Source organism: Kitasatospora sp. NPDC023176 (genome assembly GCF_055560495.1).
In genome coordinates this window covers 37,595-63,134 of sequence record NZ_JBVHIP010000025.1, presented here as the reverse complement: position 1 = coordinate 63,134, position 25,540 = coordinate 37,595, and the positions used below count along the sequence as shown (strand labels likewise).

Here is a 25,540-nt window from a genome sequence, read left to right as displayed (position 1 = left end):
TCCGGGTTCTGCGGGTGTTCCCCCGCTGGTCGGCGGCGGTTGTCAGAACGTACCCCTTCGGGCCCGGATCATCGCATCCTCGATACAACGTTGTGCAGTGCAAAACTTCGTGAACCGCCTCTTGTTGGGGCCGATCGCCCCCGCCTAACGTCCCTGCCATCGAGCAGGCGGCGTCGCCCACCCGAGGCGCTGCGCCCTGCCGTCACCCCCATCACCCACCCACCATCGGCCCCGGTCAGGGCCTGCTTCGACGCGCCCGTCCGCAGCGGCCCGCGTCTCGGCGGCAGCTGTCGGGAGGGGAGGTCTCCACCCATGCGACTCACCAGTCGGGCCGCCGCCGCGGCCGTGCTCGCCGCCGGCTGCCTCGCCGCCACGGCCTGCGCCCCGGGCACCGCCGCACCGGCCGGCGACAAGGCCGCCGACGACCGGAGCGGCACCGTGCAGGTGTGGCTGTACAACGAGGCGGGCAACGCGGCCAAGGAGGCCGTGGTCACCAAGGCCGTCAACGAGTTCCAGGCCTCCCACCAGGGCGTCACCGTCAAGGTCAGCTACATCGACACCGACGCCTCGGCCCGCGCCGCCAAGATGAAGGGGGCCTTCAACGACCCCGACAGCGCCCCCGACCTGGTCGAGTTCGGCAACACCGACCTGCCCGGCTACGTCGCCGCCGGCGGCCTCGCCGACATCGGCGCCGAGCTGGACAGGTGGCAGGACAAGGGCGACCTCGACCCGGCGATCGCGAGGACCGCGGTGGTCGACGGCAGGACCTACGGCCTGCCGTGGTGGGTCGGGGTGCGCGCCCTCTACTACCGCACCGACCTGTTCACCGAGGCCGGGCTCAACCCGCCGGCCTCGTACGCCGAACTGGTCGCCGCCGGCCGGCGGATCCACGCCGCGCACCCGGACACCTTCGGCATCGCGGTCGGCGGCAAGTACACCTTCGGTGCGCTGCCCTTCGTCTGGGACGGGGGCGGCGACATCGCCGCGAAGAGCGGCTCGGCCTTCAAGGCCGCCATCGACTCGCCCGCCTCCCAGGCCGGGATCAAGCGCTACACCGACCTGTTCGGCCCGGACGGCTGCCCTGCCCAGCAGTGCGCGGACCTGACCGGCGGCAAGACCGTCGACCTGTTCGCGGCCGGGAAGTCGGCGATGGCGATCCTGGTCAACTCCAACCGCGGCAAGGTGGACGCGGGCGCGGTCAAGGGCAAGTACGGGGTGGTGCCGCTGCCGGGGGAGAAGGCCGGTTCGATCGCCCCTGCGTTCGCGGGCGGGAACAACCTCGGGGTGATGAAGGCGGCCAAGCACCGGACCCTGGCCGTCGAGTTCGCCGAACTGCTGGCGAGTCCGGCGTACCAGGAGCAGATGTACGACGCGATGGGCAACCTGCCGACGCTCACGTCCGTCAGCGGCAAGGTCGGGGCGAAGGACGCCTTCCTGAAGCCGTTCACCGACACCATCGCGGCCGGCACCCGCTTCGTGCCGCTCGACCAGGCGTGGGCGCAGATCGACGCCCAGTCGGTGATCCCGACCATGCTGCAGCAGGTCGTCACCGGCAAGGCGGACGTGGCCAAGGCCTCGGCCGACGCCGCGGCGCAGATCAACTCGGCCTTCGCCGCGCGCTGAACCGCGCGCTGAACCGCGCCCTGACAGCCGTGCGCGGGCAGCCGTGCGCTGACACCCGCGCCCTGACCGTTGTGTGCGGAGACCCGCGCACCGACCGCCGCGCACCGACCCGCCGATCAGAGAGCAGGTCCCGCACGTGTCCGCATTCACCACGACCGCCCCGCCGGCGCCGCCTTCCCCGCGGCGCCGTGGGGGCAGGGCGCCGGCCGCACCCCCGGGCGGCCGGCGCCGCAGGCCCCCGCTGTTGCTGCTCCTGCCGGCCGCGGTCATCCTGATCCCGCTGGTCGCCTACCCGGTCTACCAGCTCGGGCTGCTGTCCGTGCTGGACTTCGGGCAGGCCCAGGCCTCCGGCGGCGTCCCGACCTCCTTCGTCGGCTTCGGCAACTACGCGAAGATCCTGGAGGACGGCCAGTTCTGGACGGTGCTGCTGCAGACCGTCGGCTTCGCCGGGTTCTGCGTGGTCGCCACCCTGGCCGTCGGCGCGACCCTCGCGGTGCTGCTGACCAGGGTCGGCCGCTGGCCGCGGCTGGTGCTGACCACGGCGGCGATGGCCGCCTGGGCGGCGCCCGCGATGACCGGTTCGACGGTGTGGAGCTTCCTGTTCGACACCAACCTCGGGCTGGTCAACCACACCCTGGTGAAGCTCGGGCTGAGCGGCTTCCACGAGTTCAACTGGTTCTACGACACGTGGACGGCGTTCCTGATCGTCGGCGCCGTGGTGGTCTGGCACTCCTACCCGTTCGTGATGGTCACCCTCTACGCGGGCATCCGCGCCATCCCGGAGGAGATCATGGAGGCCGCCGCGCTGGACGGAGCCGGCACCTGGACCACCTTCCGCCGGATCACCGCGCCGATGCTGCGGCCGATCCTGACCATCGTGGTGATCCAGTCGGTGATCTGGGACTTCAAGGTCTTCACCCAGATCTACGTCATGACCGAGGGCGGCGGCATCGCCGGCCAGAACCTGGTGCTCAACGTGTACGCGTACCAGAAGGCGTTCGCCTCCTCGCAGTACGGGCTGGGCGCGGCGATCGGTGTGATCATGCTGCTGATCCTGGTGGTCCCGACGGTCCTGTACATCCGCACCCTGCGACGGACGGGGAACGAACTGTGAGCACGGTGACGACCGTTCGGCGCCGGCCCGGCAACCTCCGGGCCCGGTGGCGGCTCGCCGCCAACACCGGCGCGATCGTGCTGGCGGCGGTCACCGCCTTCCCGATCTTCTGGATGGTGCTGTCGGCCTTCAAGCCCAAGGGCGAGGTGCAGTCGCTGGATCCGAGGCCCTGGACCGCCCACCCCACGCTGGAGAGCTTCCGGCAGGTGCTCAGCGTGGACGGCTTCGGCCGGTACTTCGTGAACAGCCTGGTGGTCGCGCTGTCGGTGGTGGTGCTCTCGGCGGTGGTGGTGTTCCTGGCGGCCGTGGCGGTGACCAGGTTCAGGTTCCGCTTCCGCACCACGATCATGGTGATGTTCCTGATCGCCCAGATGATCCCGGTCGAGGCGCTGACCATCCCGCTGTTCTTCATGTTCCGCGACGCCGGCCGGTTCGCTCCGGGCATCGGGCTGAACACTCTGGCCTCGCTGGTGCTGGTGCAGTTGGCGTTCTCGCTGCCGTTCGGGATCTGGATGATGCGCGGCTTCGTCGCGGCCGTCCCGGTCTCGATCGAGGAGGCCGCGCAGATCGACGGGGCGAGCCGGACCCGCATCCTGTGGCGGATCCTGCTGCCGCTGGTGGCCCCGGGCCTGGCCGCGACCAGCGTGTTCTCCTTCATCGCGGCGTGGAACGACTTCGTCTTCGCCAAGACCTTCATCATCAGTGCCACCCAGAACCAGACGCTGCCCTCGGCTCTCCTGGTGTTCTTCAAGCCGGACGAGAACGACTGGGGCGGGATCATGGCGGCGTCCACCCTGATGACGGTGCCGGTGCTGGTGTTCTTCATCGCGGTGCAGCGGAGGCTGGTGTCCGGGCTGGCGGGCGCGGTCAAGGACTGACGCCCGGCGGCCGGGCCGGGGCGGCCCGGGGGATCAGGAGACGAAGCCGATGACCCCGTACTCCTCGAACTCCCCTGCCGTGCGCAGCCATCCGGCGACCTCCTGGACGGCCGCGGCCACCTCGCGGTCCAACTCCGGGGCGAGGACCTCGCGTTCGGCCCGCTCGAACTGGCGCAGGGCCTCCCGGCACCGCTCGGACGACCACTCACCGCAGGACAGTTCGGGGCCGTAGGGCAGACCGGCGGGGAAGGCGCTGCCGTAGTGGAAGTCCGAGAGCGAGACGGCGGTGACGCCGTACGCGCGCAGGCCGTCGTCGACCTCGTCCAGCCAGAGGCCGCGGAAGGGGCCGAAGGAGCGGTTGTCCAGGACCGTCGCGTCCGTTCCGCACAGGCGGCGGTAGGCGTAGCGGTACTGGAAGGCGTGTTCCTCCTCGTACGGGCCGCCGTACACCACCGCGCGCATCGCCTCGCGGGCGGTGGGGGCGCCGTCCTCGATCTGGTCGGCGAACTCCTGGTCGGCGTAGTCCAGGTCGGCGTCGAAGTACCGGAGGGCGTCCTGGAGTACGGCCTCGTCGGCGCAGCCGGCCAGGGTGTGCTTGTCGGCGATACGGGTCAGGTAGGTGGTCAGGAAGGAACTCATGAGGTCACCGTAGCGACCGTGACGGACAGTCGGCTCAGGCGGCCTCGATCGAGTCGGAGGGGACGGCGACCAGGGCGAACTCCGCTCCGGCGTCGTCCCGGACGAGGGCCGAGCGGCCGAAGGGCGTCGGTGCGGGCCCGGTGCGGACGGTGCCGCCGAGGGCGCACAGGGTGTCCGTGGCGCGGTCGGTGTCCGCCGTCCCGAAATGGGTGAGCCAGCCGGGGGCGCCCGCGGGCGGGGCGGCGGGGCCGATGCTGCAGGCGGGCAGGCCGGCGACCCGGGCGAGGGTGTGGCCCGATCTCGGGCGGTCGTAGCCGTAGCCGAAGACGCGGCGGTAGAAGGCGCGGGCGGCGTCCGGGTCGGGGGAGAGGTGCTCGTTCCAGGTGAGGGTGCCGGGTTCGTCGACCAGCCCGGCGCCCTCGACGGGGTCGCCCTGCCAGAGTCCGAACACCGCGCCGAGGGGGTCGACGGCGAGTGCGGCCCGGCCCTGGTCGGGCACCCGGTACGGCTCGCGGGCGATCCGGCCGCCGGCGGCCCGGACGGCGGCCACGGTGCGGCGCAGGTCGCGGCAGGCGAGGTGGGTGGTCCAGCCGGCCGGCTCCGGGGCGGCGCCGATCGCGGCGACCTGCGCGCCGTGCCGGGTGGCGACCGCCTCGGCGGGGCCGGTCGGGACGAACTCCCAGCCGAACAGCGTGCCGTAGAAGCGCTGCGCCCGGGGGAGGTCCGGGGTGGTCAGGACGGTCCAGCAGGGGACGCCCTCGTGGTACCTGCCCGCCTTCGGCATCCCGGCCTCCTGGTCGCTGCGCTCCTGGCCCCCGGCAGCCGCACCCGCCACGCCGCCTCAGCCGCCCCGCCGGTCCATGCGGCAGCCTCCTCACCCGGCAGCCTCCTCACCCGTCAGGCTGCGCGCCCGGTCGGTGCGTGGCAAACGGGGGGCTCAGGCGACCCCGCGCGGACGGAACTGGACGCTGATCCGCGGGCCGACCGGGCGGGCGGTCTTCGGGATCGCGTGCTCCCAGGTGCGCTGGCAGGAGCCGCCCATCACCACGAGGTCGCCGTGGCCGAGCGGCCGGCGGACTACCGCCCCGCCGCCGGAGCGCGGCCGCAGCGCGAGGACGCGCGGCTCGCCCACGGAGAGGATCGCCACCATGGTGTCCTCGCGGGCGCCGCGGCCGATCCGGTCGCCGTGCCAGGCCACGCTGTCCCGGCCGTCCCGGTAGTAGCAGAGCCCGAGGGTGCGGAAGGGCTCGCCCAGCTCCGGCGCGTAGTGCCGGCTCAGCGCCGTGCGGGCCTCGCCGAGGGCCGGGTGCGGGGGCTCGGCGTCGGCGGCGTAGGAGGCGAGCAGCCGGGGGACGTCGACGGTGCGCTCGTACATCTCGCGCCGTTCGGCCCGCCAGGGTACGGCGGCCGCCAGTTGTTCGAACAGCTGGTCCGCCCCGTGCAGCCAGCCGGGCAGCACGTCCAGCCAGGCGCCGTCACCGAGCGGCAGGCGTTGCAGGTCGTCGAGGGGGCCGAGCCGGATGTCGGCGGCTTCCTCGAACAGCGAGGGCTGGAGGTGGACGGTCGCGTGCATGGCTCTCAGCCTACGCCGCTAATCGAACATCTGCACGAACACAAGAGTGGCCGCCAGGCCCTGTCCGGCGAGACCCCCAGAAGCCGCCGACCGGCCGGGCGGGGCCTAGCCTGCCGGTATGGCGATCAACGGCTTCGGGGTCACCGAGTTCCAGCTCTTCCTGCTGCGCCGGATGGCCGACTACCACCCCGAGCTGGTCGAGAACGCGCTGCGGCGGCTCGGCGCCACCCGGGCCGCGATGCGGGAGGCGAACAAGCGCTGGCAGGCGATGGTCCGGGCGCCCCGGTTCCCGCGTGGTGCCGCCCGGTACGCCGCCGTGCTGGGACCGGCGGAGGCGAGCCTGCCGCGCCGGATCGGGGACCTCGCGTGCACGGCCCGGCAGTGGGCGCTGCCGCTCTGGCCCGAGCTGCGCTTCGAGGTGCTGCTCGGGCCGGCCGAGATCGGCGCGCCGGTGCTGAACGAGTGGCTGGTCCGGGCGGCCGGCTCCCCGGTGCCGGTGCTGCGCACCGTCGACGAGCTGGCGCCGTGGGGCTGCGTGGTGGGCGATGTGGGGGCGGCCTTCCCGGGGGCCGTGCCGCGCGAGGGGAGTGCGCCGACCCGCTTCCGGCTGGACTTCGCGGCGCCGGGTGCGGACGGGCGGGTGCGCTCCTGGGTGGCCGACTTCACCTGGGGGCTGCTCCAGGAGGTCCGGGCCGACGGGATGGGCTGAGGAATGGTGATACAAGGCGATATTCAGTTAATGCCTTGGATTTGTAGGCCACGCTGCCGATGTGGCAGCATAATCACAGACACTGGATGGGCTTCACATCGGAAAGCGAAGGATCATGTCGGGCGACGCGCGCGTCATCGTCGGAGTCAGCGGCTCACTGCACAGCCTTACCGCCCTGCACCGGGCGGCGGAGGAGGCTCGGGCCCGGCGGGCCGTCCTCGTCCCGGTGCTCGCCTGGACCCCGGTCGGCGGTGAGCGCAACTACCGCGCCCGGCCCTGCCCGCCGCTGCTGCGCGCCTGGCAGGACGCCGCCGAGGCCCGGCTGGAGAGCGCGCTCGGACAGGCCTTCGGCGGGCTGCCGATCGGCCTGCCCGTGCAGCCGCTGGTGATGCGCGGCGAGGCCGGGCCGGTGCTGACCGCCATGGCCGACCGGCCCGGCGACCTCCTGGTGATCAGCGCCGGACGGCACGGCTCGCTGCGCGACCGGCTGCGCCGACTGCTGCGCGGCTCGGTCGCCCGGCACTGCCTCGACCACGCCCGCGGCGACGTGCTCGTCGTCCCGCCGTCCGACCTGCACGAGGACCTGCGCGCCCTGCATCGCGGCAGCATCGACCTGCGGGAACTCCTCCCGGCCTGACGTACCGTCAACTCGCGTGGGTGGTCACTCCGTTGACGACCGTACGCGTCGGCAGCAGCCCGCGCAGCGCCGCCGTCGGGCAGCTCAGCGGGTCGGCCGGCCAGAGCGTGAGGTCGCCGAGCGCCCCCGGCCGCAGGCTGCCGCGCTCGGCGCTCTCGCCGGTCAGCCGGGCGGCGTTCACGGTGTGCAGCGCGATCGCCTCGGCCCGTCCGATCGCGTGCTCCGGGCCGACCACCCCGGCCGTGGTGCCGCGGGTCGTCATGCCCCACACCGACACCATCGCGCCGTACGGGCCGACCGGGAAGTCCGAGCCGGCCGAGAGCTGTGCTCCCTCGTCCAGCCACTCGCGCAGCGGGAACAGCGCGGCGGTGCGCTCCTCGCCCCAGGCGCGCTGCTGGGTGAGCGCACCGTCGTGCAGCAGCGGGTGCTGCACCGTCACCGGGATGCCGAGCGCGATCGCCCGGGCCCGCTGGTCGGGCCGGGCCAGTCCGCCGTGCTCGACCACCAGCGTTCCCGGCGGCAGGCCCGGACGGCGCTTCAGCACCTGCTCGAAGACGTCCAGCAGCACCCGCAGCCCGCGGTCGCCCCAGGCGTGCACGCCGGCCCGCCAGCCCCGCCCGACCACCCGCTCCACCGCGGCGAGCAGCTCCTCCGGCTCCCAGAGCAACCGCCCGTGGTAGCAGGGCTGCCCCTGGTAGGGCTGTTCCAGGGCGCCCGCCTCGAAGCCGCCGTCGATGCCGAACTTGACGCCCCACAGGCGCAGTCGCGCATCGTCCCGGCCGTCCGCGCGCCAGCCGTCCATCCGGTCCAGCAGGGCGTCCACCTGCTCGGGGGTACGGGCCGCGAAGCCGGACACCAGCGCCCGGACCCGGACGGCGAGCGCGCCCTCGGCCCGGGCCGCGTCCAGCACGTCGAGGTCCTCGACCGGGACGAGGCAGTCCCGGACGGTGCCGATCCCGGTGGCGGCGTAGTCGGCGGAGGCCGCGCGCAGCCCGTCGATCCGCTCGGCGAGGGTCGGGCGCGGCAGCACCCGCTCGACCAGCTCGGTCGCCCGGTTGATCAGCCGGCCGGTCAGCCGCCCGCGCTCGTCGCGCTCGATCACCCCGCCGTCCGGCGACTCGGTGGACTCGTCGATCCCGGCCAGCCGCAGCGCCGCCGAGTTGAGCACCATGTTGTACGCGCCACGGCGCACCAGCACCGGGTGGTCGGCGGTGGCGCCGTCCAGCTCCGCGGTGGTCGGCATCCGCTGCTCGCTGAGCAGCACCTCCTGCCAGTTGACCGTGGTGAGGATCCACTCCCCGGCCGGGGTGCGGGCGGCGCGCTCGCGGATCAGCTCCAGGAACCCGGCGAGGTCCCGGGCCCGGTGCACCGGGACGCCGTGGACGCTGTGCCCGGCCAGGATCAGATGGGTGTGGGTGTCGTCGAAGGCGGGCAGCACCGTCGCCGCCGGGTCGTCCACCACCTCGGTGCCCGGCCCGACCAGGGCGTCCAGGCCGTCCGGTGCGGCGGACAGGGCGGTGATCCGGCCGCCGGTGACGGCGACCGCCCGCTGCGGCGGCTCGCCCGGGACGAGGGTGTGCACGGCGCCGGCGCGGATCAGCAGGTCGGCGGGGGTGGTCATGGCAGCTCCTGGGGGTGGGGCGCTCCGGCGGGGTGGGACAGTCCGGTCACCTTCTCGACGTACCGCAGGCTCGGTTCGGCGAGCCGCCCGTGCAGCTCGGTGAACACGGCGCGGGCCGGGCGGGCGTTCCAGTCGGCGGGCAGCAGCGGCTCGGGCAGCCCGGGGTCGAGGTACGGCAGCCTGCGCCACTGGGTGAGCATCGGCACGTACACCCGGAAGGCCTCGGCCGGATCGCTTCCGGCCCGCCCGCGCGACTCCTCGGCGACCGGCCGCCAGGCGTCGGTGAAGGCCGCGTACTGCGCCTCGACCGCCGGGAGGTCCCACCAACTCGCCACCGCCGTACGGAGTTCGGCGAAGCCCGCGTACTCGGCGGAGAGGAAGAGGTGGACGTAGGCGCTCAGGCCCAGGCGCTCCAGCAGCCGGCGGGCGTCCGGCAGCAGCCGGGCGGGGGCCAGCCAGACGCCAGGGGCGGCGTTGCCGAAGCCGAGCCAGCTGAGCCGGGAGCGCAGCTGGTGGCGGTGGGCGCGTTCGGACTCGGGAACCGAGAAGACCGCCACCACCCAGCCGTCGGCGAGTTCGGCGGGCTCCAGGCTGTGGAAGATCCGGCGGTCGCCCTCGTCGAACACCGGGCCCATCGCGGGCGCCAGCCGGTAACCGGTGGCCGCGCGGCGCTCCTGGAGGAGGGTGCCGGCCTTCTTCAGCCGGGAGATCGCCGAGCGGACGGCCGGGCCGTCGACGTCCAGCTCGGCCATCAGCGCGATCAGGTCGGCGATCGATATCCAGCCGCCGAGGCGGCGGACGAACTCGCCGTAGACGGTGTTGATCAGGGAGCTGGGCCGGGTGCTGCTCTGCGTGCTCTCCGGCATGCCTGGGCCCTCCTCCCCGACGGCTGGTGGTGATCATAACGGCCTCGGTGCTGGGCGTCCTCCGTGGTGGGCATCCTCCGTGGTGGGCGCCGACGGCGGCGGGTGCCCTCAGCGGCGGGTGCCCTCAGCGGTACGCCCCGGAGAGCAGGTGCCCGGCGCCGGGGGCGACGGCGGGCAGGCCGAGCGCCCGCAGCAGTTGGTGGGCCGTGCAGATCGCGGCCGAGACCACCGGCTTGCCGAGCTGCTGCTCGGCCTCCTCGACGGCGGACAGCGAGGGCATCTGCACACAGGCGGAGAGCACCACGGCGTCCGCCCCGGCGTGCGCGAGGCCCTTGGCGATCGCGGGCAGCCGGGCCGGGTCGTGGGCGGCCACCTCCAGGTTGTCGGTGATCTCCAGGGCGGCGTGGTCGAGCACCTCGATGCCCTCCTGGGCGAGGTAGTCGACCACCGTCCGGGCCAGCGGGCGCGGATACGGGGTGACCATCGCGACCTTCTTCGCGCCGAGCGTGTGCAGCCCGGCGACCAGGGCGCCGGCGCTGGTGACCACGGGCGCGGGCGCGCCGTTCTCGACGGTGCGGCGGTGCAGCCGCTGCTCGGCCTCGCGGTGGTAGCCGGGGCCGGTGGCCATCACCGCGACCAGGCACGCGTAGCCGATCACGTCGACCCGGGCGTCCGAGAGCTCGGTGGCGCAGCGGTCGGACTCGCCGTCCATGGCGCGCAGTTGCTCGGGGGTGACCCTGGTCATCCGCATCCGGCTGGAGTGGAAGGTGAACCGTTCGGGGGCGATCGCCTCGCGGGCCCGCAGCAGGGCGGGGACTTCGGTCTCCATGGTGACGTTGGAGCTGGGGACGATCTGGCCGATCCGGTACGTCGGCATGGGTTCGGTGCTCCCTTCAGCGGGCGTCGATCACGGGGTTGGCGAGGGTGCCGATCCGTTCGATGGTGGCCTCGACCAGGTCTCCGGGTTGCAGGAACTGCGGCGGGACCATCCCGGCGCCCACCCCCGAGGGGGAGCCGGTGGCGATCACGTCCCCGGGCTCCAGGGTCATGCCGGCCGAGATGTCGGCGATCAGCCGGGCGATGCCGAAGAGCATGTGGCGGGTGTTGGAGTCCTGCCGCAGTTCGCCGTTGACCCGCAGCGAGAGGTCGAGGCGCTGGGGGTCGGGGATCTCGTCGGCGGTGACCACCACCGGACCGAACGGCGCGTAGCTGTCCTGGCCCTTGGAGAAGAACCACTGGCCGGAGCGGCGCTGATCGCGGGCGCTGATGTCGTTGACGATGCTGTAGCCGAACACGTGGCGCCAGGCGTCCTGTTCGCTCACCCGGCGGGCGGGTTCGCCGATCACCACGGCGAGTTCGCACTCCCAGTCGAGCTGCTTGGTGAGGTCGGCGTTGTGCAGGATCGGCTGCCCGGGGCCGGTGACGGCGGTGGCGGGTTTGCCGAACAGCACCGGACGGTCCGGGAGTTCGCGTTCGGTCTCCAGGCTGCGGTGCGACTCGGCCACGTGCTCCACGTAGTTGAGGCCGACGCCGACGATCTTGCCGGGGCGCAGCGGGGCGCACAGCGAGACCTCGGCGAGCGGCCGGGTGTCCTGCGCGGTGCCGAGCAGTTCGCGGGCGGTGGCCAGGGCGGGTGCCCCGGCCCGGATCAACTCCAGCAGGTTGCTGGGGAGTTCGGCCCCGGCTGCGGCGGCCAGGGCGGTCAGGTCGGCGATCCGGTCGGTGCCGATCCGGGCGCCCAGGCGCGGGGTGTCGTCGCCGTCGGCGCGGTAGGTCAGCAGCTGCATGGTGGTGAACTCCTGTTACGGGGTGGTGGGCTGGTGCCCGTCGTGGTCCGGGTGGGCCTCCTCGCGGTAGAGGCCGAGCGAGTGCATCACCGGGAAGTCGTTGAAGGAGAACAGGCAGGCGTCCTCACTCTGGTCGAGGTTCGCGTGCTCGTGCCAGGCCCAGGACGGGACGACGAAGATGTCGCCCTGCTGCCACTCGAAGCGCTGCCCGGCGATCACCGAGACGCCACGCCCCTTGGCGGCGGTGTAGACCACCGAGCCGGTGTGCCGGTGGGCGCGGGTGGCCTGGCCGGGGCGGAGCAGCTGTAGGTGGGCGGCCATGGTGGGCATCACCGAGCCGCCGGTGACCGGGTTGGTGTACTCCATGATCACGCTGTCGTAGGGCGATCCTTCGGTGGCGCGGGCCAGCCGGCACAGCGCGTGGTAGCTGGGTTCCCAGGGCCAGCCGAGCAGCGGCGAGTACGGGCGGGTCCACTTCTCGACGCCGTACGGGAGCAGGTTGCCGCCGTAGCTGAGCAGCGAGGAGTTCGCCACCGGGCCGGGTCGCTGGTAGAGGTCGGGGTGGACTTCGTAGAAGTTGGCGTCGAGGGTGTTGACCAGCGGGATGTCCAGGCCGTCCTGCCAGATCACCGGGTGGTCCTCGGCCTCGTTGCCGTGCTCGTGCCAGGTGCTGTTGGGGGTGATCGCGAAGTCGCGCGGGCCGACCCTGAGCTTCTGCCCGTCGACGATCGTCCAGGCACCGGTGCCCTCGTGGACGAAGCGCAGGGCGGAGGCCTGGTGGCGGTGGGCGGTCATCGCCTCGCCGGGGCCCATGATCTGCAGGCCGGTGTACAACAGGCCGACGGCGGCGCTGAGTTCGCGCCGGCCGGGGTTGACCAGCATCACCACCCGGCGGCCCGCGTCGTCGGCCTGCACCAGCGGCAGGGCCTTGCGGACCAGCGGGCGCAGGTCGGCGTAGCGCCAGAGCACCGGGACGGACTGCGGCTGGGGGTACCAGGGTTCGATCTCGTTCGCCACCGTCCACAGGGCGCCGGCCTCGTGCTTGGCCAACTCATCGTAGTAGGCGCGCAGTTCGGGGCTGTCCTGAACGCGGGCCCGGCCGATCCGGTCGTCGTCGTAGCTGCCTTGGTCGGTCATGCCTCCTCCTTGGTCAGGTCTCGTCGTGGGGGTGTACCAGGGGCCGCAGCGGGCGGTCGTCCACGTGCAGCCGGAAGACGTCGAAGCGGTTGTAGTGGCCGACGATGTCGTGCATCTGTTTGGGCTGGATGCAGCGGCCGAGGTCGATCTCGGCGTAGACGATGCCCTCCTCGTCCACCAGCGGTTCGGTGACCGCCCGCCCGTCCGGGCCGAAGATCCCGGACAGCGCGTTGCGGGGGCGGGCGAGTTGCTTGCGCACCTGCTGGTCCTCGCCGGCGATCAGGTCCACCATCTCGGGGGAGATGGTCGAGCAGGAGACCACGGTGAACAGCTTGCCCTCGAAGCAGTGGGCGGCGGCGCGCAGCGCGATCGCCTCCGCCATGTCGTAGTCCTCGGGGGCCACCGGCAGGGCGATGTAGCCGGCGGCGTGGACGAGTTCGCCCTGGGCCAGCAGGGTGAAGCGGGCCAGGGTGTTGGTGTTCTCGCCGCAGGCCAGCGCGCCGAGCGGGCCGACGGCCGTGCGGTGCACCTTCAGCGAGCTGCCGTCGCCCTGGGTCCAGGTCAGCTTCTCGGCCCAGGTCGGCACCAACTTGCGGTGCACGCCGAGGAGTTCTCCGTCCGAGTCGATGATCAGCAGGGTGTTGTACAACACCCCGAGGCTGTGCCGGCCGCGCTCGTTGACGCCGATCACCAGCACCACCCCGGCCTGTCGGGCGGCGGCGCGCAGGGTGTCGACGTACGGCCCGGGGACGTCCACGGCGGCGCGGTACAGCCGTTCGTACCAGGGCGAGCCCTGGACGGGCGTCATCGTCCAGTTCCAGTACGGGTAGCCGGGCACGAACACCTCGGGGAAGACCACCAGTTCGGCGCCGTGCCCGGCCGCCTCCTGGATCAGGGCGACGGCCTTGTCCACGGTGGCGGCCGGGTCCAGGTAGACCGGGGCGGCCTGGACGGCGGCGGCGGTGAAGCGGGGCAGGTCCATGCGTCCTCTCACTCCTCGGCCGGAGTCGGGTCGGTGTGTCCGGGGTGTCCGGCGTGTCCGGCCGGTTCGGGGTGCCCGGCCTGTTCGGCGCGTCCGGGGAGTCCGGCCTGTCCGGCCTGTCCGTTCGGTTCGGCCTGTCCGTTCGGTTCGGGGTGCTTCGGCAGCCAGCGGCGGTGGACGGGCGGGGCGGCCTCGCGCAGCAGGTGCAGGCGCGGGGAGACCTTGTCGGCGCCCGGCCCCGGCGGCTTGCGGCGTCCGGCCAGCCAGGGCTGCGGCCAGGGCGCGCCGGGGCCGGTGTAGCCCTGGTCGGCGGCGGCGTGCAGAGTCCAGAAGGGGTCGTGCAGGTGGGCCCGGCCGATCGCGACCAGGTCGGCGCGGCCGGCCAGCAGGACGGAGTTGGCGTCGTCGTGGCCGGAGATCGCGCCCACCGCGACGGTCGGCAGGCCGGTGGCGGTGCGCACCAGCTCGGCGAGGGGCGTCTGGTAGCCGCGCCCGTACGGCGGCCGCTGGTGTGCGACCACCTCGCCGGTGGACACGTCCACCGCGTCCGCCCCGGCGTCGGCCAGTGCCCGGCAGATCGCCACCGCCTCGGCCTCGGTGGTGCCGCCGGGCGCCCAGTCGGCGGCCGAGATCCGCACCAGCAGCGGCCGCCCGGCCGGCCAGACGGCGCGCACGGCGGCCAGCACCTCGACCGGCAGCCGCAGCCGGTGGGCGAGCGGGCCGCCGTAGCGGTCGGTGCGGCGGTTGGTGAGCGGGGAGAGGAAGGCGGAGAGCAGGTGTCCATGGCCGAACTGCAGCTCCAGCACGTCGAACCCGGCCCGGGCGGCGCGCTCGGCGGAGGCGGCGAAGTCGGCGGTGACGGCCGCCAGTTGGATGTCGTTGGCCTCGTGCGGGGTCGGACTGTCGGCGTCCCAGGGGATCGGTGAGGGGGCGAGCAGCGGCCAGCCCTCGGCGAGCGGGCGGCCGATGCCGTCCGGTCCGGGCGCGGTGGTGGCGCCCCGGCGCCCGGCATGGGTGAGCTGGACGCCGACCGGGGTGTCGCTCACCGCTCGTACCGAGGAGAGGAGTTCGGCCCAGGCGGCCTGCTGGCGGTCGGTCCACAGCCCGGGGCAGCGGTCGGTGGTCCGGCCCTCGGAGCTGACCGCCGTCATCCCGGCGATCACCAGCCCGGCGCCGCCGAGCGCGTGGGCGGTCAGCTGGGCCCGGTCGAAGGCGCTGGGCAGCGCGTCGGGGGAGGTGAAGGTGGCCAGCGGGGGGACGACGATCCGGTTGCGCAGCTCCAGCGTGCCCAGCTTCAGCGGCCGGAACATCGGCGGCGCCCCGGGCGGGCCGCCGGTGGCGGTGTCCACGGCGGCGGTGAAGTCCGGGTCCCGGGCGCGCAGATTGCCGTAGGTGACCCGGCGGCTGCGGGTGAGCAGGTTGAAGGCGAACCGGTCGACGTCCTGCCCGGTGCGGCGGCCGACCGTCTCGAACCACTCCAGGCTGGCCTGCGCGGCACGCTGGGTGGACTCCACCACCGGCCGCCGCTCGGCCTCGTAGGCGGCCAACGCCGCGTCCAGGGTGGGCTGTTCGGAGAGGGAGGCGGCCAGGGCGAGGGCGTCCTCCAGGGCCAGCTTGGTGCCCGAGCCGATCGAGAAGTGCGCGGAGTGCGCGGCGTCGCCGAGCAGGACGGTGTTGCGGTGGCGCCAACTGGCGTTCCGTACGGTGGTGAAGCGGATCCAGCGGGAGGCGTTGGGGATCAGCCGGTGGCCGTCCAGGTGCCCGGCGAGCAGCTCCGCGCAGCGTGCCACGCTCGCGGTGTCGCTCTCGCCGCGCGCCGACTCCCGTGCGGCGAGGTCCTCGAAGCCCGCGCGGCGCCAGGCGTCCTCGGCGATCTCGACGATGAAGGTCGAGCGGGTGGCGCTGTACGGGTAGGCGTGCACCTGGAGGGCGCCGAAGTCGAACTCCTCGACGATGAAGGTGAAGGCCTCGAAGACCCGGTCGGTGGCGAGCCAGATGTAGCGGCAGTGCCGCTCGTCCAGCTCGGTGCGGAAGGTCTCGGGGTGGGCGGCCCGGGTGGCCGAGTGGATGCCGTCGGCGGCCACCACCAGGTCGTATTCGGCGGCGAGCCGGTCGACCGGCGGGGCGGGCGTGCGGTAGCGCACGTCCACCGCCAGTTCGGCGCAGCGTTGTTGGAGGACGGCGCGCAGCCGGTTGCGGTCCAGGGCGGCGAAGCCGTGCCCGCCGCTGGTGCGGACCTGGCCCGCGTAGCGGATGTCGATGTCGCTCCAGCGGGCGAACTCGGCGCTGATCGCGGCGAAGACCTTGGGGTCGGCCTGGGCGATGCCGTCGAGGGTCTCGTCCGAGAAGACCACGCCGAAGCCGAACTCGTCGTCCCGGCCGTCGCGTTCGAACACGGTGATCTCGCGCTCGGGGGCCAACCGCTTAGCCAGGGCGGCGAAGTAGAGCCCGCCCGGGCCGGCGCCGATGACGGCGATCCGGCGGGCCGCCGCGGCCGTGTGCGGTGGACCGGCCGTCGTGCGGGGTGAGACGGCCGTCGTGTGCGGTGGACCGTCCTTCGTGCGTCGTGCACCGTCGGTCGTGTGCGGTGGACCGTCCGTCGTGCGTCGGGGCTCGGCCGTCGGGTGTCGGGGCCCGGCCGTCATGCGACTACCTCCGCCTGCTGCGGCCCGGCCTCGCTGAGCGTCCGGCGGACCGGCTCGGGCCAGGGCTCGGCGCCCTTGGTGCGCGGTGCGGCGTGCACCACCGACATCCGGCCGCTGGCGGCCAGGCCCTGCGGCCCGTGCACCTCGAAGGCGTAGTGCAGCGAGGAGCCGCCGACCCGGACCACCCGCAGCTCGGTGCGGACGACGTCCCCGAACCAGAGCCGCTCGCGGTAGTCCGCCTCGAAGTGCACCCGGGGGATCCGCCCGAACAGCTCGGCCAGCCCGAGCCGGCGCAGCAGCGCCGCCTCCGCCGCCTCCGCCCAGCGCTGCACGGCGGAGAAGTGGTAGTGCCCGGCGGCGTCGGTGTCCGACCACTCGACCCGGCGCTCGATGGTGACACTGGCGGGGTTCGGTCGCGGTTCCAGGGCGGCCCTCCTTCGGAGTTCGGCGCGCAGCAGCTTGCCGGTGGCGGTGCGCGGCAGCTCGGTGACGAACTCGACGGCGCGTGGGTACTTGTACGGCGCGATGGTGCGCTTGACGTGCTCCTGGAGCTCCTTGACGGTCTCCGCACCGGCCGAGGCGCCCCCGGCCAGCACCACGTACGCCTTGACCACCGTGCCGCGCCGCTCGTCCGGGGCGGCCACCACGGCGCAGTCGGCCACCGCCGGGTGGGCGGCGAGCGCCTGTTCCACCTCGGGGCCGGAGATGTTGTAGCCGGCCGAGACGATCATGTCGTCGTTGCGGGCCTGGTACCAGAAGTAGCCGTCCTGGTCGCGGAGGTAGGTGTCGCCGGTGAGGTTCCAGCCGTTGCGGACGTAGTCGCGCTGGCGTTCGTCGTCCAGGTAGCGGCAGCCGGTCGGGCCCTTGACGGCGAGCAGCCCGGGTTCGCCGTCCGGTACCGGGGCGCCCTGCCCGTCGAGTATCGCCGCTTGGTAGCCGGGGACGGGGCGGCCGGTGGAGCCGGGCCGGATGTCGTCCTCGGCGGCCGAGATGAACACGTGCAGCAGCTCGGTGGCGCCGATGCCGTCGATCAGGCGGCGGCCGGTGGCGGCGTGGAAGGCCGCCCAGACGGCGGCGGGCAGCGGCTCGCCCGCCGACACGCAGTGCCGCACGCCCGCCAGCCGGTCGGCCAGCCCGGCGGCGAGGATCGCCCGGTAGGCGGTCGGCGCGGTGAACAGCACGCTCACGCCGTGCCGTCGGACCAGCTCGGCGAGCTGTTCGGGGGTGGTCTGCTCCAGCAGCAGGCTGGCGGCGCCGGCCCGCAGCGGGAAGACCAGCAGCCCACCGAGGCCGAAGGTGAAGCCGAGCGGCGGGGTGCCGGTGAAGAGGTCCTCGGGCGTGGGGCGGAGCAGGTGGCGGGAGAAGGTGTCGGCGTTGGCCAGCACGTCGCGGTGGAAGTGCAGGGTGGCCTTGGGGCGGCCGGTGGTGCCGGAGGTGAAGGCGATCAGGGCGACGTCGTCGGCGGCGGTCGGTACGGCGGTGAAGCCGGGGCGATGGGCGGCGCAGCGGGCGGTGAGGTCCTCGGGGCCGGGGCCGCCGAAGGCCAGGACGCGCAGGCCGGGGGTGTCGGCCTGGTCGAGTTCGGCGAGGAAGCGGTGGTCGCACAGGGCGAGGGTGGGGCGGGCGATCCGGGCCAGTCCGGTCAGCTCGCCCGCGCGCAGCAGCGGCATGGTGGTGACCACCACTCCGCCGGCCTTCAGGACGCCGAGCCAACAGGCGGCCAGCCAGGGCGTGTTGGGGCCGCGCAGCAGGACGCGGTTGCCGGTGGCCAGGCCCAGCTCCTCGGTGAGCAGCCGGGCGATCCGGTCGGCGTGGTCGCGCAGTTCGCCGTAGCTCCACCGCTCGGTGGGGGTGAGCAGGCAGCGGCGGTCGGGTCCGAGGCGGGTGATGGTGTCGTCGAGCAGGGCCGCCGCGCAGTTCAGGCGGTCGGGGTAGGCCAACTCCGGTAGTTCGAAGAGGAGTTCGGGCCACTGGTCGAAGGGCGGCAGATGGTCTCGGCAGAACGTGTCCACGTGCGCCGAGGGGGAGAGCTCCATGGGCGGGCACCTCGTCGTGCGAGCGGGAGTGAAGCCAGTATGGCGCGCTCGTGACGCCAGTCAAGAGAGCGATACATGCATTCGGGCGACGGGGACGGGAGGTGCGGCCGGGGTGCCGGGGCAACGGGAACGCCCCGCGGGCCGGTGGGGCCTGCGGGGCGTGGCGGGATCGCGGCGGCTCAGACGCCGGAGTGGAAGACCGCGTCCGGGGCGTGGCCGTCTTCGGCCTGCCGGGCGCGCTCGGCGAGCAGCCGGGCGAACAGGACCAGGGCGGGCGTGGTGGCGGCCGCGCCGGGCCCGTCGTCCTGTACGGACAGCAGGGTCGAGCCGACCCGGACCACTGCCTCCGCCTGCGACGAGCCGTGGGTGCGGGCGGCGCTCTGGTCGCCGATCGACGGGATGGTCACCGTGGCGGCGGCGCCCTCGCCGTCCGCCGGGTCGAGGCTGCTGCCGAAGGCCCGGCCGGCCGCCTCGGCGGAGGCGAAGGTGACCACGGTGAACCGCACGGTCTGGACCGGAACGGCACGGAACGTCACGGTGGCGTAGGCGAGTTGCTGGTCGCAGGCGTCCGGGAGCAGGCACGGCGCGTCCGGCCCGCTGTCGGCCCCGGAGCGCGGCCCGCTCTCCACCTGCCAGCCGCCCGGCATCGCCGCCACGTCCGGCAGCACGCCCCGCACCTGCGCGGGGTCGCGGATGGTCCGCGCGGCGTGCGCGAAGTCGGGCCCGGTGGGGCGCAGCAGCGGGCGCGAGCCGAGGTTGATGCCCAGCGCGACCAGCGCGGCGATCAGGACCAGGGCCAGCGCGACGATGATCGCGACGTTGCCGCGTCGGGCGGCCAGGGCCTGGGCGCCGGCGGCCGCCGGATCCACCCGGAGCTGGACGGTGCTCGGGCCGGACTCCGGGCCGGTCCGCAGCTGGACGGTGCGTGGATCGGCTTCCGGGTCGGTGCGCAGGTGGACGGTCCGGGGGTCCGCCTCCGGACCGGTCCGCAGCTGGACGGTGCGCGGGTCGGCCTCCGGGTTCGTCCGCAGTTGGACGGTGCTCGGATCGGTCGGCGTGCCGAGCACGGTGGTGGCCAGGTACTGGGCGAACCCCCGGTCGGTGGCCAGCAGTTGGCCGACGGCCGAGGTCAGCGCGGCGCGCGCCCGCGGATCGTCCGGGCCGCCCTCGACCGCCGCCAGGGCCCGCGCCCCCTCCGGCATCAGCCGCAGCCTGGCCCGCACCACCTCGGCCACCGCCTGCCCCGACCCGCCCGTCGCGCCCGTCGCGCCCCGAGCCAGCCGGACCAGCGCCCCCACCACGCCCGGTACCAGCTCCTGGCCGTCCCCCATGGCAACTCCCCCCGCCGCATGAGCCGTTGCCACCAGGCTCCCGGACCATCGGCCACGACACACCCCTACCGGACTGAACGGAGACTGAACTGCAACCACCCCCGGACGCGCCGGGCACCTCGCGGCTCCCTGGGCGTACGGGGGTGGTCCTCGCCGCCCGGCCCCCGCGTGCGGGACGCGGGGCCGGCAGCCTCGGTCGAGGGGGTGGTCCTCGCCCCTCGGCAGCGGGTCAGCGCACGGGTGTCGACATGTAGACCGCGCGGCGCCCGTAGCAGTCCGGGACGGCCACCTCCCGGTGGGCCCGGTAGCCGAGCAGCCGCAGCAGGATGTCCGCACCGCGTACCGCGACCATCGAGATCCGCTCGAAGCCCGACTCCTCGGCCTGCGCCCGGAAGTGCCGCATGATGTCCAGTGCGACGTCCCGGCCGCGCAAGTCCTCGGCGATCACCAGGTCGTGCACGTGGAGGTTGGTGGAGGCGTACGCGGTCTCCTCGGACCGGGTGAGGTCCGGGCAGCGCAGCGGCGGGTAGGGCAGGCTGAGCAGGTAGCCGCGGACGACGCCGCGCTGCTCCAGCACGAGGCAGGTGCCCGGCGAGCTGCGGGCCCGGGACTGCAGCGCCTCCCGACCCTCGGACAGGCCGTCGGCCGCGTAGGCGTCGTGTTCCAGCGCGACCACGGCGTCCCAGTCGTCGTCGGCCAGTCGTCGGATCCGGAGGTCCTCGCTCACCGGGCCGGTACCTCCGCGTCGGCGTCCGGGCCCGGGGCGCCGGTGTCCAGCCCCTGTGCGCGGGCGGCGGCCACCAGTGCCCCCCAGGCCTCCACCAGCACAGCCCAGCGCTCGGCGTCCTGCTGGGCCTCGTCCAGGAGCTGCTGGCGCCGCCCGGCGACCACGTCCGCGAGTTCGGCGTACTTGCCGCCCAGCTTGCGGTAGGAGCGGTCCAGGACGTCCAGGCAGTGCACGTTCCCGGCGCGGTCCCAGTCGACGCTGCCCCGCACCAGGTCGAGGATCGGTTCGGCCTTCAGCGCGTGCCGCTCGTCCAGCATCCCGCGGCCGAGGTCGATCATCCCGCCGTAGACCGGGTACAGGTACAGCATCGAGAGCAGGAACTTGACGAACCGCATCTGGTAGTTGATGAAGCCGGCGCCGATGCGGCGTTCGGGCGTGTAGTAGTTGACGATGTGGCGGTTGTGGACGACGCCCGGCAGCCGGGAGTGGACCAAGGCGTGCAGCAGGGCGTAGTCACTGCCGATGGTCTCGATCGAGGGCAGCAGCGGCAGCACCTCGTAGGCCCGGTGGTCCAGGGCGATGTTGCACATGTAGACGTCCCAGATGTCGGGCACGCCGAGGACGGACTCGTCGGTGCTGAACGGCTCGGAGCCGGCGCCCTTGAAGGAGACGTCCACCATCGCGTCCCGCTCCTCCTCGGACCACACCGGCGGGGTCCACAGGCGCACCAGGTCGCGGTAGACGGCCGGGTCCAGCTCGTGGATCTCGCCGATGTCCACGTTGAGTTCGCCGATGAAGGAGCCGCTGACCAGCATCACCGGCTTGTCCGCGTCGGCCGGGTCGAGTTCGGAGCGGGACACGCCGGCCACCGCCTCGCCGGCCGGTCGGCCGATCGAGAGCAGCTCGTGGTGGATCGGGAAGATCTTCCGGCCGTCGACGACCTGGAAGTCGGCGTCGTCGTTGCGCAGGTGCGCCGAGGTGCAGCCCAGGGCGGCCGCGCCCAGGAAGAGCCGGTTGACGCAGGAGCCGTACGCGACGGCCCGGGGGAGCATCAGGTCGAGCAGCAGGTCGGGGTCGGCGGCGCCGGAGCCCTCGGTGACCCGGCGCAGGAAGTGCCGCTGCCGGTCCTCGCCGAGGTGGTGGACGACCACGCCGGCAGTGGGGGCCAGGGCGGCCACGGCGCGCGCGTTCTCCGCGAACCCGGCGGCGTCGGTGGTGTCGAGGACGAGGAGGTGGACCTCGACCCCGAAGTTCGCGACGGCGTAGGCCGCCTCCTCGGCGAGTTCCGCGATGGTCTCGGGGCAGGGACGCATGGTGGGCAGGGCGAGGCAGACTCTCTGCATGGCGCTGGTTCTCCGTCGGTTCGTCAGAATCGTTGCGGCAATGGCGATGTGAGGGCTACGAGCTCACCACCGTGGACTAGACCACTGCCCGAGTCAACGATTGACAGGGCGGCTGCGGCGAGGTGGAATGCGCCCCCTCCCGGCGGCTTCCGGGGCCTCCCGGGCTTCCCCGGGCCCAATTCCGGGCAGGACGCAGTACGGAGCCGGCGGCGCGCGCCGCGGGCCCCCGGCTCGCACGCCAGGACGAACTCCCCTCGATGATCCGAACGGCCGTGCGGGCGTCGGAGGTTCAACGCCGCCAATCCCGCCGTCGGGGTCAATCCCCGACGCGGACCTGCCGATACCGGCAACGACGCCACTACGCCGTTCGGAGGAGCCATCATGCCCGAGCTGTGGCTGCCCGGTGCCGAGATCCACGACCTCGGCGACCACGCACCGACCGACCACCAGTACCCGCCGAAGGCCATCGCCCACATCACCTGGGACCGCAACGCCACCGCCGCCGCACCGCAGGACTGGTGCTCCTACGAGGACCTGGTCGGGTACTTCACCGGCCCCGGCGCCGGCGACGCCCCGCACCTGGTCTGGGACCCGTTCACCGGCCGCGCCACCCAGCTGTTCCCCGCCGACTCCCGCTCCAAGAGCCTGCTCAGCCCCACCCAGAGCCCCACCCGCACCAACCGGGCCGGGCTGGTGGTGATCCAGATCGAGGCGGTCTTCTTCCCCTACTGCCGCCACCAGGGCACGGTCTACCCGCGGCTGGTCGACACCCCCTGCGCGGGCTGGGACCGGATCCACGCCTGGATCTCCACCTGGGGCGTGCCCGACCTGTGGCCGATGGGGCGGCCGACCGACTTCTCCGAGCACCGCGACGAGCGGGTCTGGGAGACCGTCGGCGGCTGGTACGCCCACGCCCACGTGCCCTTCAACGACCACGTCGACCCCGGCTCCTGGCCCGCCTTCACCGTCGGCCCCGGCTCGCCGACCCCGCCCTCCCAGCAGCACCCGGTGCCGCCCGCCGACCCCACCCCGGCCCGCTACCAGGCCACCATCAACGGCCTGGCGTACGGCTACGGCGCCCACGGCTACCAGGTCACCGCGGTCGGACGGGCGCTGGTCACGGCCGGCTTCGGCAGCCACTACCACTCCGGGCCCGGACCGGACTGGACGGACGCCGACACCGAGAACTACGCCGACTACCAGGCGAGCCTCGGCTACTCCGGGCAGGCCGCGGACGGCGTGCCGGGCGAGGGCTCGCTGCGCCGGCTGCTCGGCTACCTGCCCGGGCCGCGTACCGTCTCGCTCGCCCACGTCGTCGCGGCGGCGCACAGCGACCCGGGCGCCGATCAGGGGCACCGGACGTACGGGGCCGAGGTGGCGATCGTCGAACAGGCCCTGGCGGACGAGGGGTTGCTCGAACAGCGCTGGGTGGACGGCTCCTACGGCACCCTCACGGTCACGGCGTACGCGGGCTGGCAGCGGCGGTGCGGCTACACGGCGGGGGCCGCGGACGGCATCCCCGGATCGGACTCGCTGCACCGGCTGGGCGCGGCCCAGGGTTTCGCGGTGACGGACTGACGGACTGACGGACTGACGGGCTGGTGGGCTGGTGGACTGGTTGACCGGCGGACCGGCGGACCTGTTGGGGGGGTTGGGCGTACTCCCGGGGGAGTCGGTCGGCCACGGCTGCTCCCGGGCGCGTACTCGGCCGGGAGTAGCCGAAGTTACCTCCACCGTCAGATGCCCGATGAGAGGCGGGCGGGGGAGTCTGGGCGCGTCCTCGTGACCCGACTCGAAGGAGGTGCCCGTGCGCCCGTCCCCCGGAGCCGTCCCGTCCCCCGGCGCGGGGCGGCGGTCCGCCGGCCGCCGCCTGTCGCCGGGGGCGCGCAAGCGACTGGTGGTGTTGCACGTCGTCGTCTCGGTGAGCTGGCTGGCGCTGATGCTCTGCCTGCTCACCCTGGCGGTGACGGCGCTGACCACCGACGACGCCGACCGGCTGAGAACTGCCTACCGGGCGATGGGCCTGCTCGGCGATCCGCTCATCCTGCCGCTGAGCCTGCTCACCCTGCTGAGCGGGGTGGCGCTGGGGCTCGGCACGTCCTGGGGCCTGTTCCGGTACTACTGGGTGAGCACCAAGTTCTGGCTGACGCTCGGAGCGATGGCCGCCTCGGTCTTCGCCCTCACCGACCGGCTGCACGACGCGGCCCGCGTCGCGGACGCCCACCCGACCGGCCCGATACCGGTGGCGGACCTCGGCTTCGTCCGCTACAACACGGTGATCGTCCCGTCGGTCGCGCTCTCGCTCTACCTGTTCAACGTCATCCTGTCGGTGTACAAGCCCTGGGGCCGTCGTAGGACGGCGGTCGTACGCCCGGGCCGAATACCGCGGGCGGGCGCGGGCCGAGGCCGGGCCGGGGTCCGACGGGCGGTGACGGCGGCACCCTTGGGCGCAGGCCCGGGGAATGCCCACCCGGCGGGCGGCTGTTGTCCACCCACGTGACCAGCGCTACGCCCGCGACCAGGCTCTCCGTCCTCGACCGCTCCCGGACCAGACAGGGCGAGGAGCCGGCGCAGGCGCTGCGGAACACGGTGGCCTTCGCCCGCGAGGTCGAGCGGCTGGGCTACCACCGGTTCTGGGTCTCCGAGCACCACGGCGTGCCCGGGGTGGCCGGATCGGCGCCGACGGTGCTCGCCGCGGCGGTCGCGGCGGCCACCAGCCGGATCCGGGTCGGCACCGGCGGGGTGATGCTGCCCAACCACCAGCCGATGGTGGTGGCGGAGCAGTTCGGGGTGCTGGCGGCACTGTTCCCGGGGCGGATCGACATGGGTCTCGGCCGCTCGGTGGGCTTCACCGACGGCGTCCGGCGGGCGCTCGGTCGGGAGAAGGACGCCGCGGACGACTTCGGCGGCCAGCTGAGGGAACTGCTCGGCTACTTCGACGGCTCGCAGCAGGTATACCGGGACGTCCACGCCCGCCCGGCCGAGGGCCTGCACGTGCCGGCCTTCGTCCTGGCCACCGGCGCGGGCGCAGACCTGGCCGCCGAGGCCGGGCTGCCGCTGGTGATCGCCGCCGCGCGCGGGGAGGACCGGATGCTCGCCGCGATAGACGCCTACCGCAGCCGCTTCCGCCCCTCCGCCCAGGCCGCCGAGCCGTATGTGGTGGTCTCGGGCACGGTCGCGGTGGCCGACACCGAGGAGCGGGCGCGCGAGCTGCTCGTCCCGGAGGCCTGGGCCGGCGCGTACTCCCGCACCCATGGGGAGTTCCCGCCGCTGGCCCCGGCCGCCGAGATCCGGGCGCGGGCGATGAGCGAGCGCGAGCGGGCCGCGTTCGAGCAGTCGCTCAAGGGCCACATCGCGGGGACTCCGGAGCAGGCGGTCGCCGAGCTTGCCGCCCTGGTGGCGCGCAGCGGCGCGGACGAGTTCCTGGTCGCGACCAGCAGCTACGACCGCACCGCGCTGCTGGACTCCTACCGGCTGCTCGCCGAGGCCGTCGGCCAGGCCTGAGCCGCCCGCCCTTCTGCCCCGGGCCGAGCGGCCGGCCCGTCCCCGGCCACCTGAGCGGATTTCTGACCAGGCGTGATGACCTGCTACTGTTCTTCTCGTCGAGGGGAAATGATCTTCCGAAACGAAGACTTCTCGAACATGCGTCAGCGGTGCTACCAGAGCACGTCCTACTTTCAGTAGGAAGAGTCCGTGCGATCCGGGCCTGGCGCTCCACCCGAAGGGGCCCGTTCCGTCCAACGGAACGGGCCCCTTCGTCATGCGCGCTTGACCGTCCTGGCCGTCCTGACCGTCCTGGCTCCCCGCCCGTCCGTGCGCCTGGCTGCCCATGCCCGGTCGCCGACGTCCGGTCGCCGACCAGTGGGCCCTCTTATCGCACTTCGGCCCTCGA

The 25,540-nt window shown here is 73.7% G+C and carries 21 protein-coding genes and 2 pseudogenes; 8 read left to right on the top strand and 15 right to left on the bottom strand.

Features of this window, described 5'->3' with window-relative positions:
* The first annotated feature begins 312 nt into the window (after positions 1-312).
* The 3 genes from ACZ3YL_RS28755 to ACZ3YL_RS28745 all read left to right on the top strand — a co-directional run bounded on the left by ACZ3YL_RS28755 (position 313) and on the right by ACZ3YL_RS28745 (position 3,615).
* Positions 313-1,623, top strand: coding sequence for an extracellular solute-binding protein (locus tag ACZ3YL_RS28755; protein ID WP_188302912.1), 1,311 nt, complete (start codon positions 313-315; stop codon positions 1,621-1,623).
* A gap of 136 nt (positions 1,624-1,759) precedes the next feature.
* Positions 1,760-2,737, top strand: coding sequence for a carbohydrate ABC transporter permease (locus ACZ3YL_RS28750; protein WP_465660335.1), 978 nt, complete (start codon positions 1,760-1,762; stop codon positions 2,735-2,737).
* Entirely contained in the window at positions 2,734-3,615 is an 882-nt protein-coding gene (locus ACZ3YL_RS28745) for a carbohydrate ABC transporter permease (protein WP_317620906.1), read from the top strand. The genes ACZ3YL_RS28750 and ACZ3YL_RS28745 overlap by 4 nt, the downstream gene beginning before the upstream one ends.
* A 33-nt stretch (positions 3,616-3,648) precedes the next feature.
* On the opposite strand, the gene ACZ3YL_RS28740 is transcribed toward ACZ3YL_RS28745, so the two are convergent.
* From ACZ3YL_RS28740 to ACZ3YL_RS28730, 3 genes are all read right to left on the bottom strand, one after another.
* Positions 3,649-4,254, bottom strand: coding sequence for a DUF7691 family protein (locus ACZ3YL_RS28740; protein ID WP_465660334.1), 606 nt, complete (start codon positions 4,252-4,254; stop codon positions 3,649-3,651).
* A 34-nt stretch (positions 4,255-4,288) separates the two neighbouring features.
* Positions 4,289-5,089: a VOC family protein gene (locus tag ACZ3YL_RS28735; RefSeq protein ID WP_465660333.1), complete on the bottom strand. Its 801-nt coding sequence runs from the start codon at positions 5,087-5,089 to the stop codon at positions 4,289-4,291.
* 102 nt (positions 5,090-5,191) lie between these two features.
* Complete coding sequence (locus ACZ3YL_RS28730) at positions 5,192-5,827, bottom strand: alpha-ketoglutarate-dependent dioxygenase AlkB (RefSeq protein WP_465660332.1); 636 nt, start codon at positions 5,825-5,827, stop codon at positions 5,192-5,194.
* Positions 5,828-5,945: 118 nt separating this feature from the next.
* On the opposite strand from ACZ3YL_RS28730, the gene ACZ3YL_RS28725 reads away from it, so the two are divergent.
* The gene (locus tag ACZ3YL_RS28725; RefSeq protein WP_465660331.1) at positions 5,946-6,536 is read left to right on the top strand and encodes a hypothetical protein; all 591 of its coding nucleotides are present in this window, start codon (positions 5,946-5,948) and stop codon (positions 6,534-6,536) included.
* 115 nt (positions 6,537-6,651) lie between these two features.
* The gene (locus ACZ3YL_RS28720) at positions 6,652-7,173 is read left to right on the top strand and encodes a universal stress protein (protein WP_465660330.1); all 522 of its coding nucleotides are present in this window, start codon (positions 6,652-6,654) and stop codon (positions 7,171-7,173) included.
* Positions 7,174-7,180: 7 nt separating this feature from the next.
* Here ACZ3YL_RS28720 and ACZ3YL_RS28715 read toward each other — a convergent pair whose 3' ends face one another.
* The 12 genes and pseudogenes from ACZ3YL_RS28715 to ACZ3YL_RS28660 form a co-directional block, all read right to left on the bottom strand.
* Positions 7,181-8,794 carry an amidohydrolase gene (locus ACZ3YL_RS28715; protein WP_465660329.1) on the bottom strand — a complete coding sequence of 538 codons (1,614 nt, stop codon included), beginning with the start codon at positions 8,792-8,794 and terminating at the stop codon, positions 7,181-7,183.
* Positions 8,791-9,660 (bottom strand): PaaX family transcriptional regulator, encoded by an 870-nt coding sequence (locus tag ACZ3YL_RS28710; RefSeq protein ID WP_465660328.1) that lies wholly within the window; start codon positions 9,658-9,660, stop codon positions 8,791-8,793. The genes ACZ3YL_RS28715 and ACZ3YL_RS28710 overlap by 4 nt, the downstream gene beginning before the upstream one ends.
* Positions 9,661-9,784: 124 nt before the next feature.
* Positions 9,785-10,537 (bottom strand): maleate cis-trans isomerase family protein, encoded by a 753-nt coding sequence (locus ACZ3YL_RS28705; protein WP_465660327.1) that lies wholly within the window; start codon positions 10,535-10,537, stop codon positions 9,785-9,787.
* Positions 10,538-10,553: 16 nt separating this feature from the next.
* Positions 10,554-11,447 (bottom strand): fumarylacetoacetate hydrolase family protein, encoded by an 894-nt coding sequence (locus tag ACZ3YL_RS28700; RefSeq protein ID WP_465660326.1) that lies wholly within the window; start codon positions 11,445-11,447, stop codon positions 10,554-10,556.
* Between the two features lie 15 nt (positions 11,448-11,462).
* Positions 11,463-12,584, bottom strand: coding sequence for a cupin domain-containing protein (locus ACZ3YL_RS28695; protein WP_465660325.1), 1,122 nt, complete (start codon positions 12,582-12,584; stop codon positions 11,463-11,465).
* 13 nt (positions 12,585-12,597) lie between these two features.
* Positions 12,598-13,566, bottom strand: a complete 969-nt coding sequence (locus ACZ3YL_RS28690; protein ID WP_465660324.1) for a carbon-nitrogen hydrolase family protein — start codon at positions 13,564-13,566, stop codon at positions 12,598-12,600.
* A gap of 8 nt (positions 13,567-13,574) precedes the next feature.
* Positions 13,575-16,211: an oxidoreductase gene (locus tag ACZ3YL_RS28685; RefSeq protein ID WP_465660323.1), complete on the bottom strand. Its 2,637-nt coding sequence runs from the start codon at positions 16,209-16,211 to the stop codon at positions 13,575-13,577.
* Positions 16,208-16,531, bottom strand: a pseudogene (locus tag ACZ3YL_RS28680) (acyl-CoA thioesterase); the annotation flags it as partial. The gene ACZ3YL_RS28685 and the pseudogene ACZ3YL_RS28680, both read right to left, overlap by 4 nt.
* Before the next feature lie 105 nt (positions 16,532-16,636).
* Positions 16,637-18,247 (bottom strand): annotated as a pseudogene (locus tag ACZ3YL_RS28675) (AMP-binding protein); the annotation flags it as partial.
* A gap of 179 nt (positions 18,248-18,426) precedes the next feature.
* The gene (locus tag ACZ3YL_RS28670; protein ID WP_465660322.1) at positions 18,427-19,578 is read right to left on the bottom strand and encodes a hypothetical protein; all 1,152 of its coding nucleotides are present in this window, start codon (positions 19,576-19,578) and stop codon (positions 18,427-18,429) included.
* A 229-nt stretch (positions 19,579-19,807) separates the two neighbouring features.
* A complete protein-coding gene (locus ACZ3YL_RS28665) occupies positions 19,808-20,305 on the bottom strand; it encodes a GNAT family N-acetyltransferase (RefSeq protein ID WP_465660321.1) in 498 nt (165 codons plus the stop codon).
* Entirely contained in the window at positions 20,302-21,648 is a 1,347-nt protein-coding gene (locus ACZ3YL_RS28660; protein WP_465660320.1) for a DUF6271 family protein, read from the bottom strand. The genes ACZ3YL_RS28665 and ACZ3YL_RS28660 overlap by 4 nt, the downstream gene beginning before the upstream one ends.
* A gap of 381 nt (positions 21,649-22,029) precedes the next feature.
* Between ACZ3YL_RS28660 and ACZ3YL_RS28655 the strand changes: the two genes are divergently transcribed.
* From ACZ3YL_RS28655 to ACZ3YL_RS28645, 3 genes are all read left to right on the top strand, one after another.
* Positions 22,030-23,226, top strand: a complete 1,197-nt coding sequence (locus ACZ3YL_RS28655; protein WP_188302929.1) for a peptidoglycan-binding protein — start codon at positions 22,030-22,032, stop codon at positions 23,224-23,226.
* 229 nt (positions 23,227-23,455) lie between these two features.
* Positions 23,456-24,148: a DUF2269 domain-containing protein gene (locus ACZ3YL_RS28650; protein WP_465660319.1), complete on the top strand. Its 693-nt coding sequence runs from the start codon at positions 23,456-23,458 to the stop codon at positions 24,146-24,148.
* Positions 24,145-25,152, top strand: a complete 1,008-nt coding sequence (locus ACZ3YL_RS28645; protein ID WP_465660318.1) for an LLM class flavin-dependent oxidoreductase — start codon at positions 24,145-24,147, stop codon at positions 25,150-25,152. The genes ACZ3YL_RS28650 and ACZ3YL_RS28645 overlap by 4 nt, the downstream gene beginning before the upstream one ends.
* Positions 25,153-25,540: the final 388 nt, after the last annotated feature.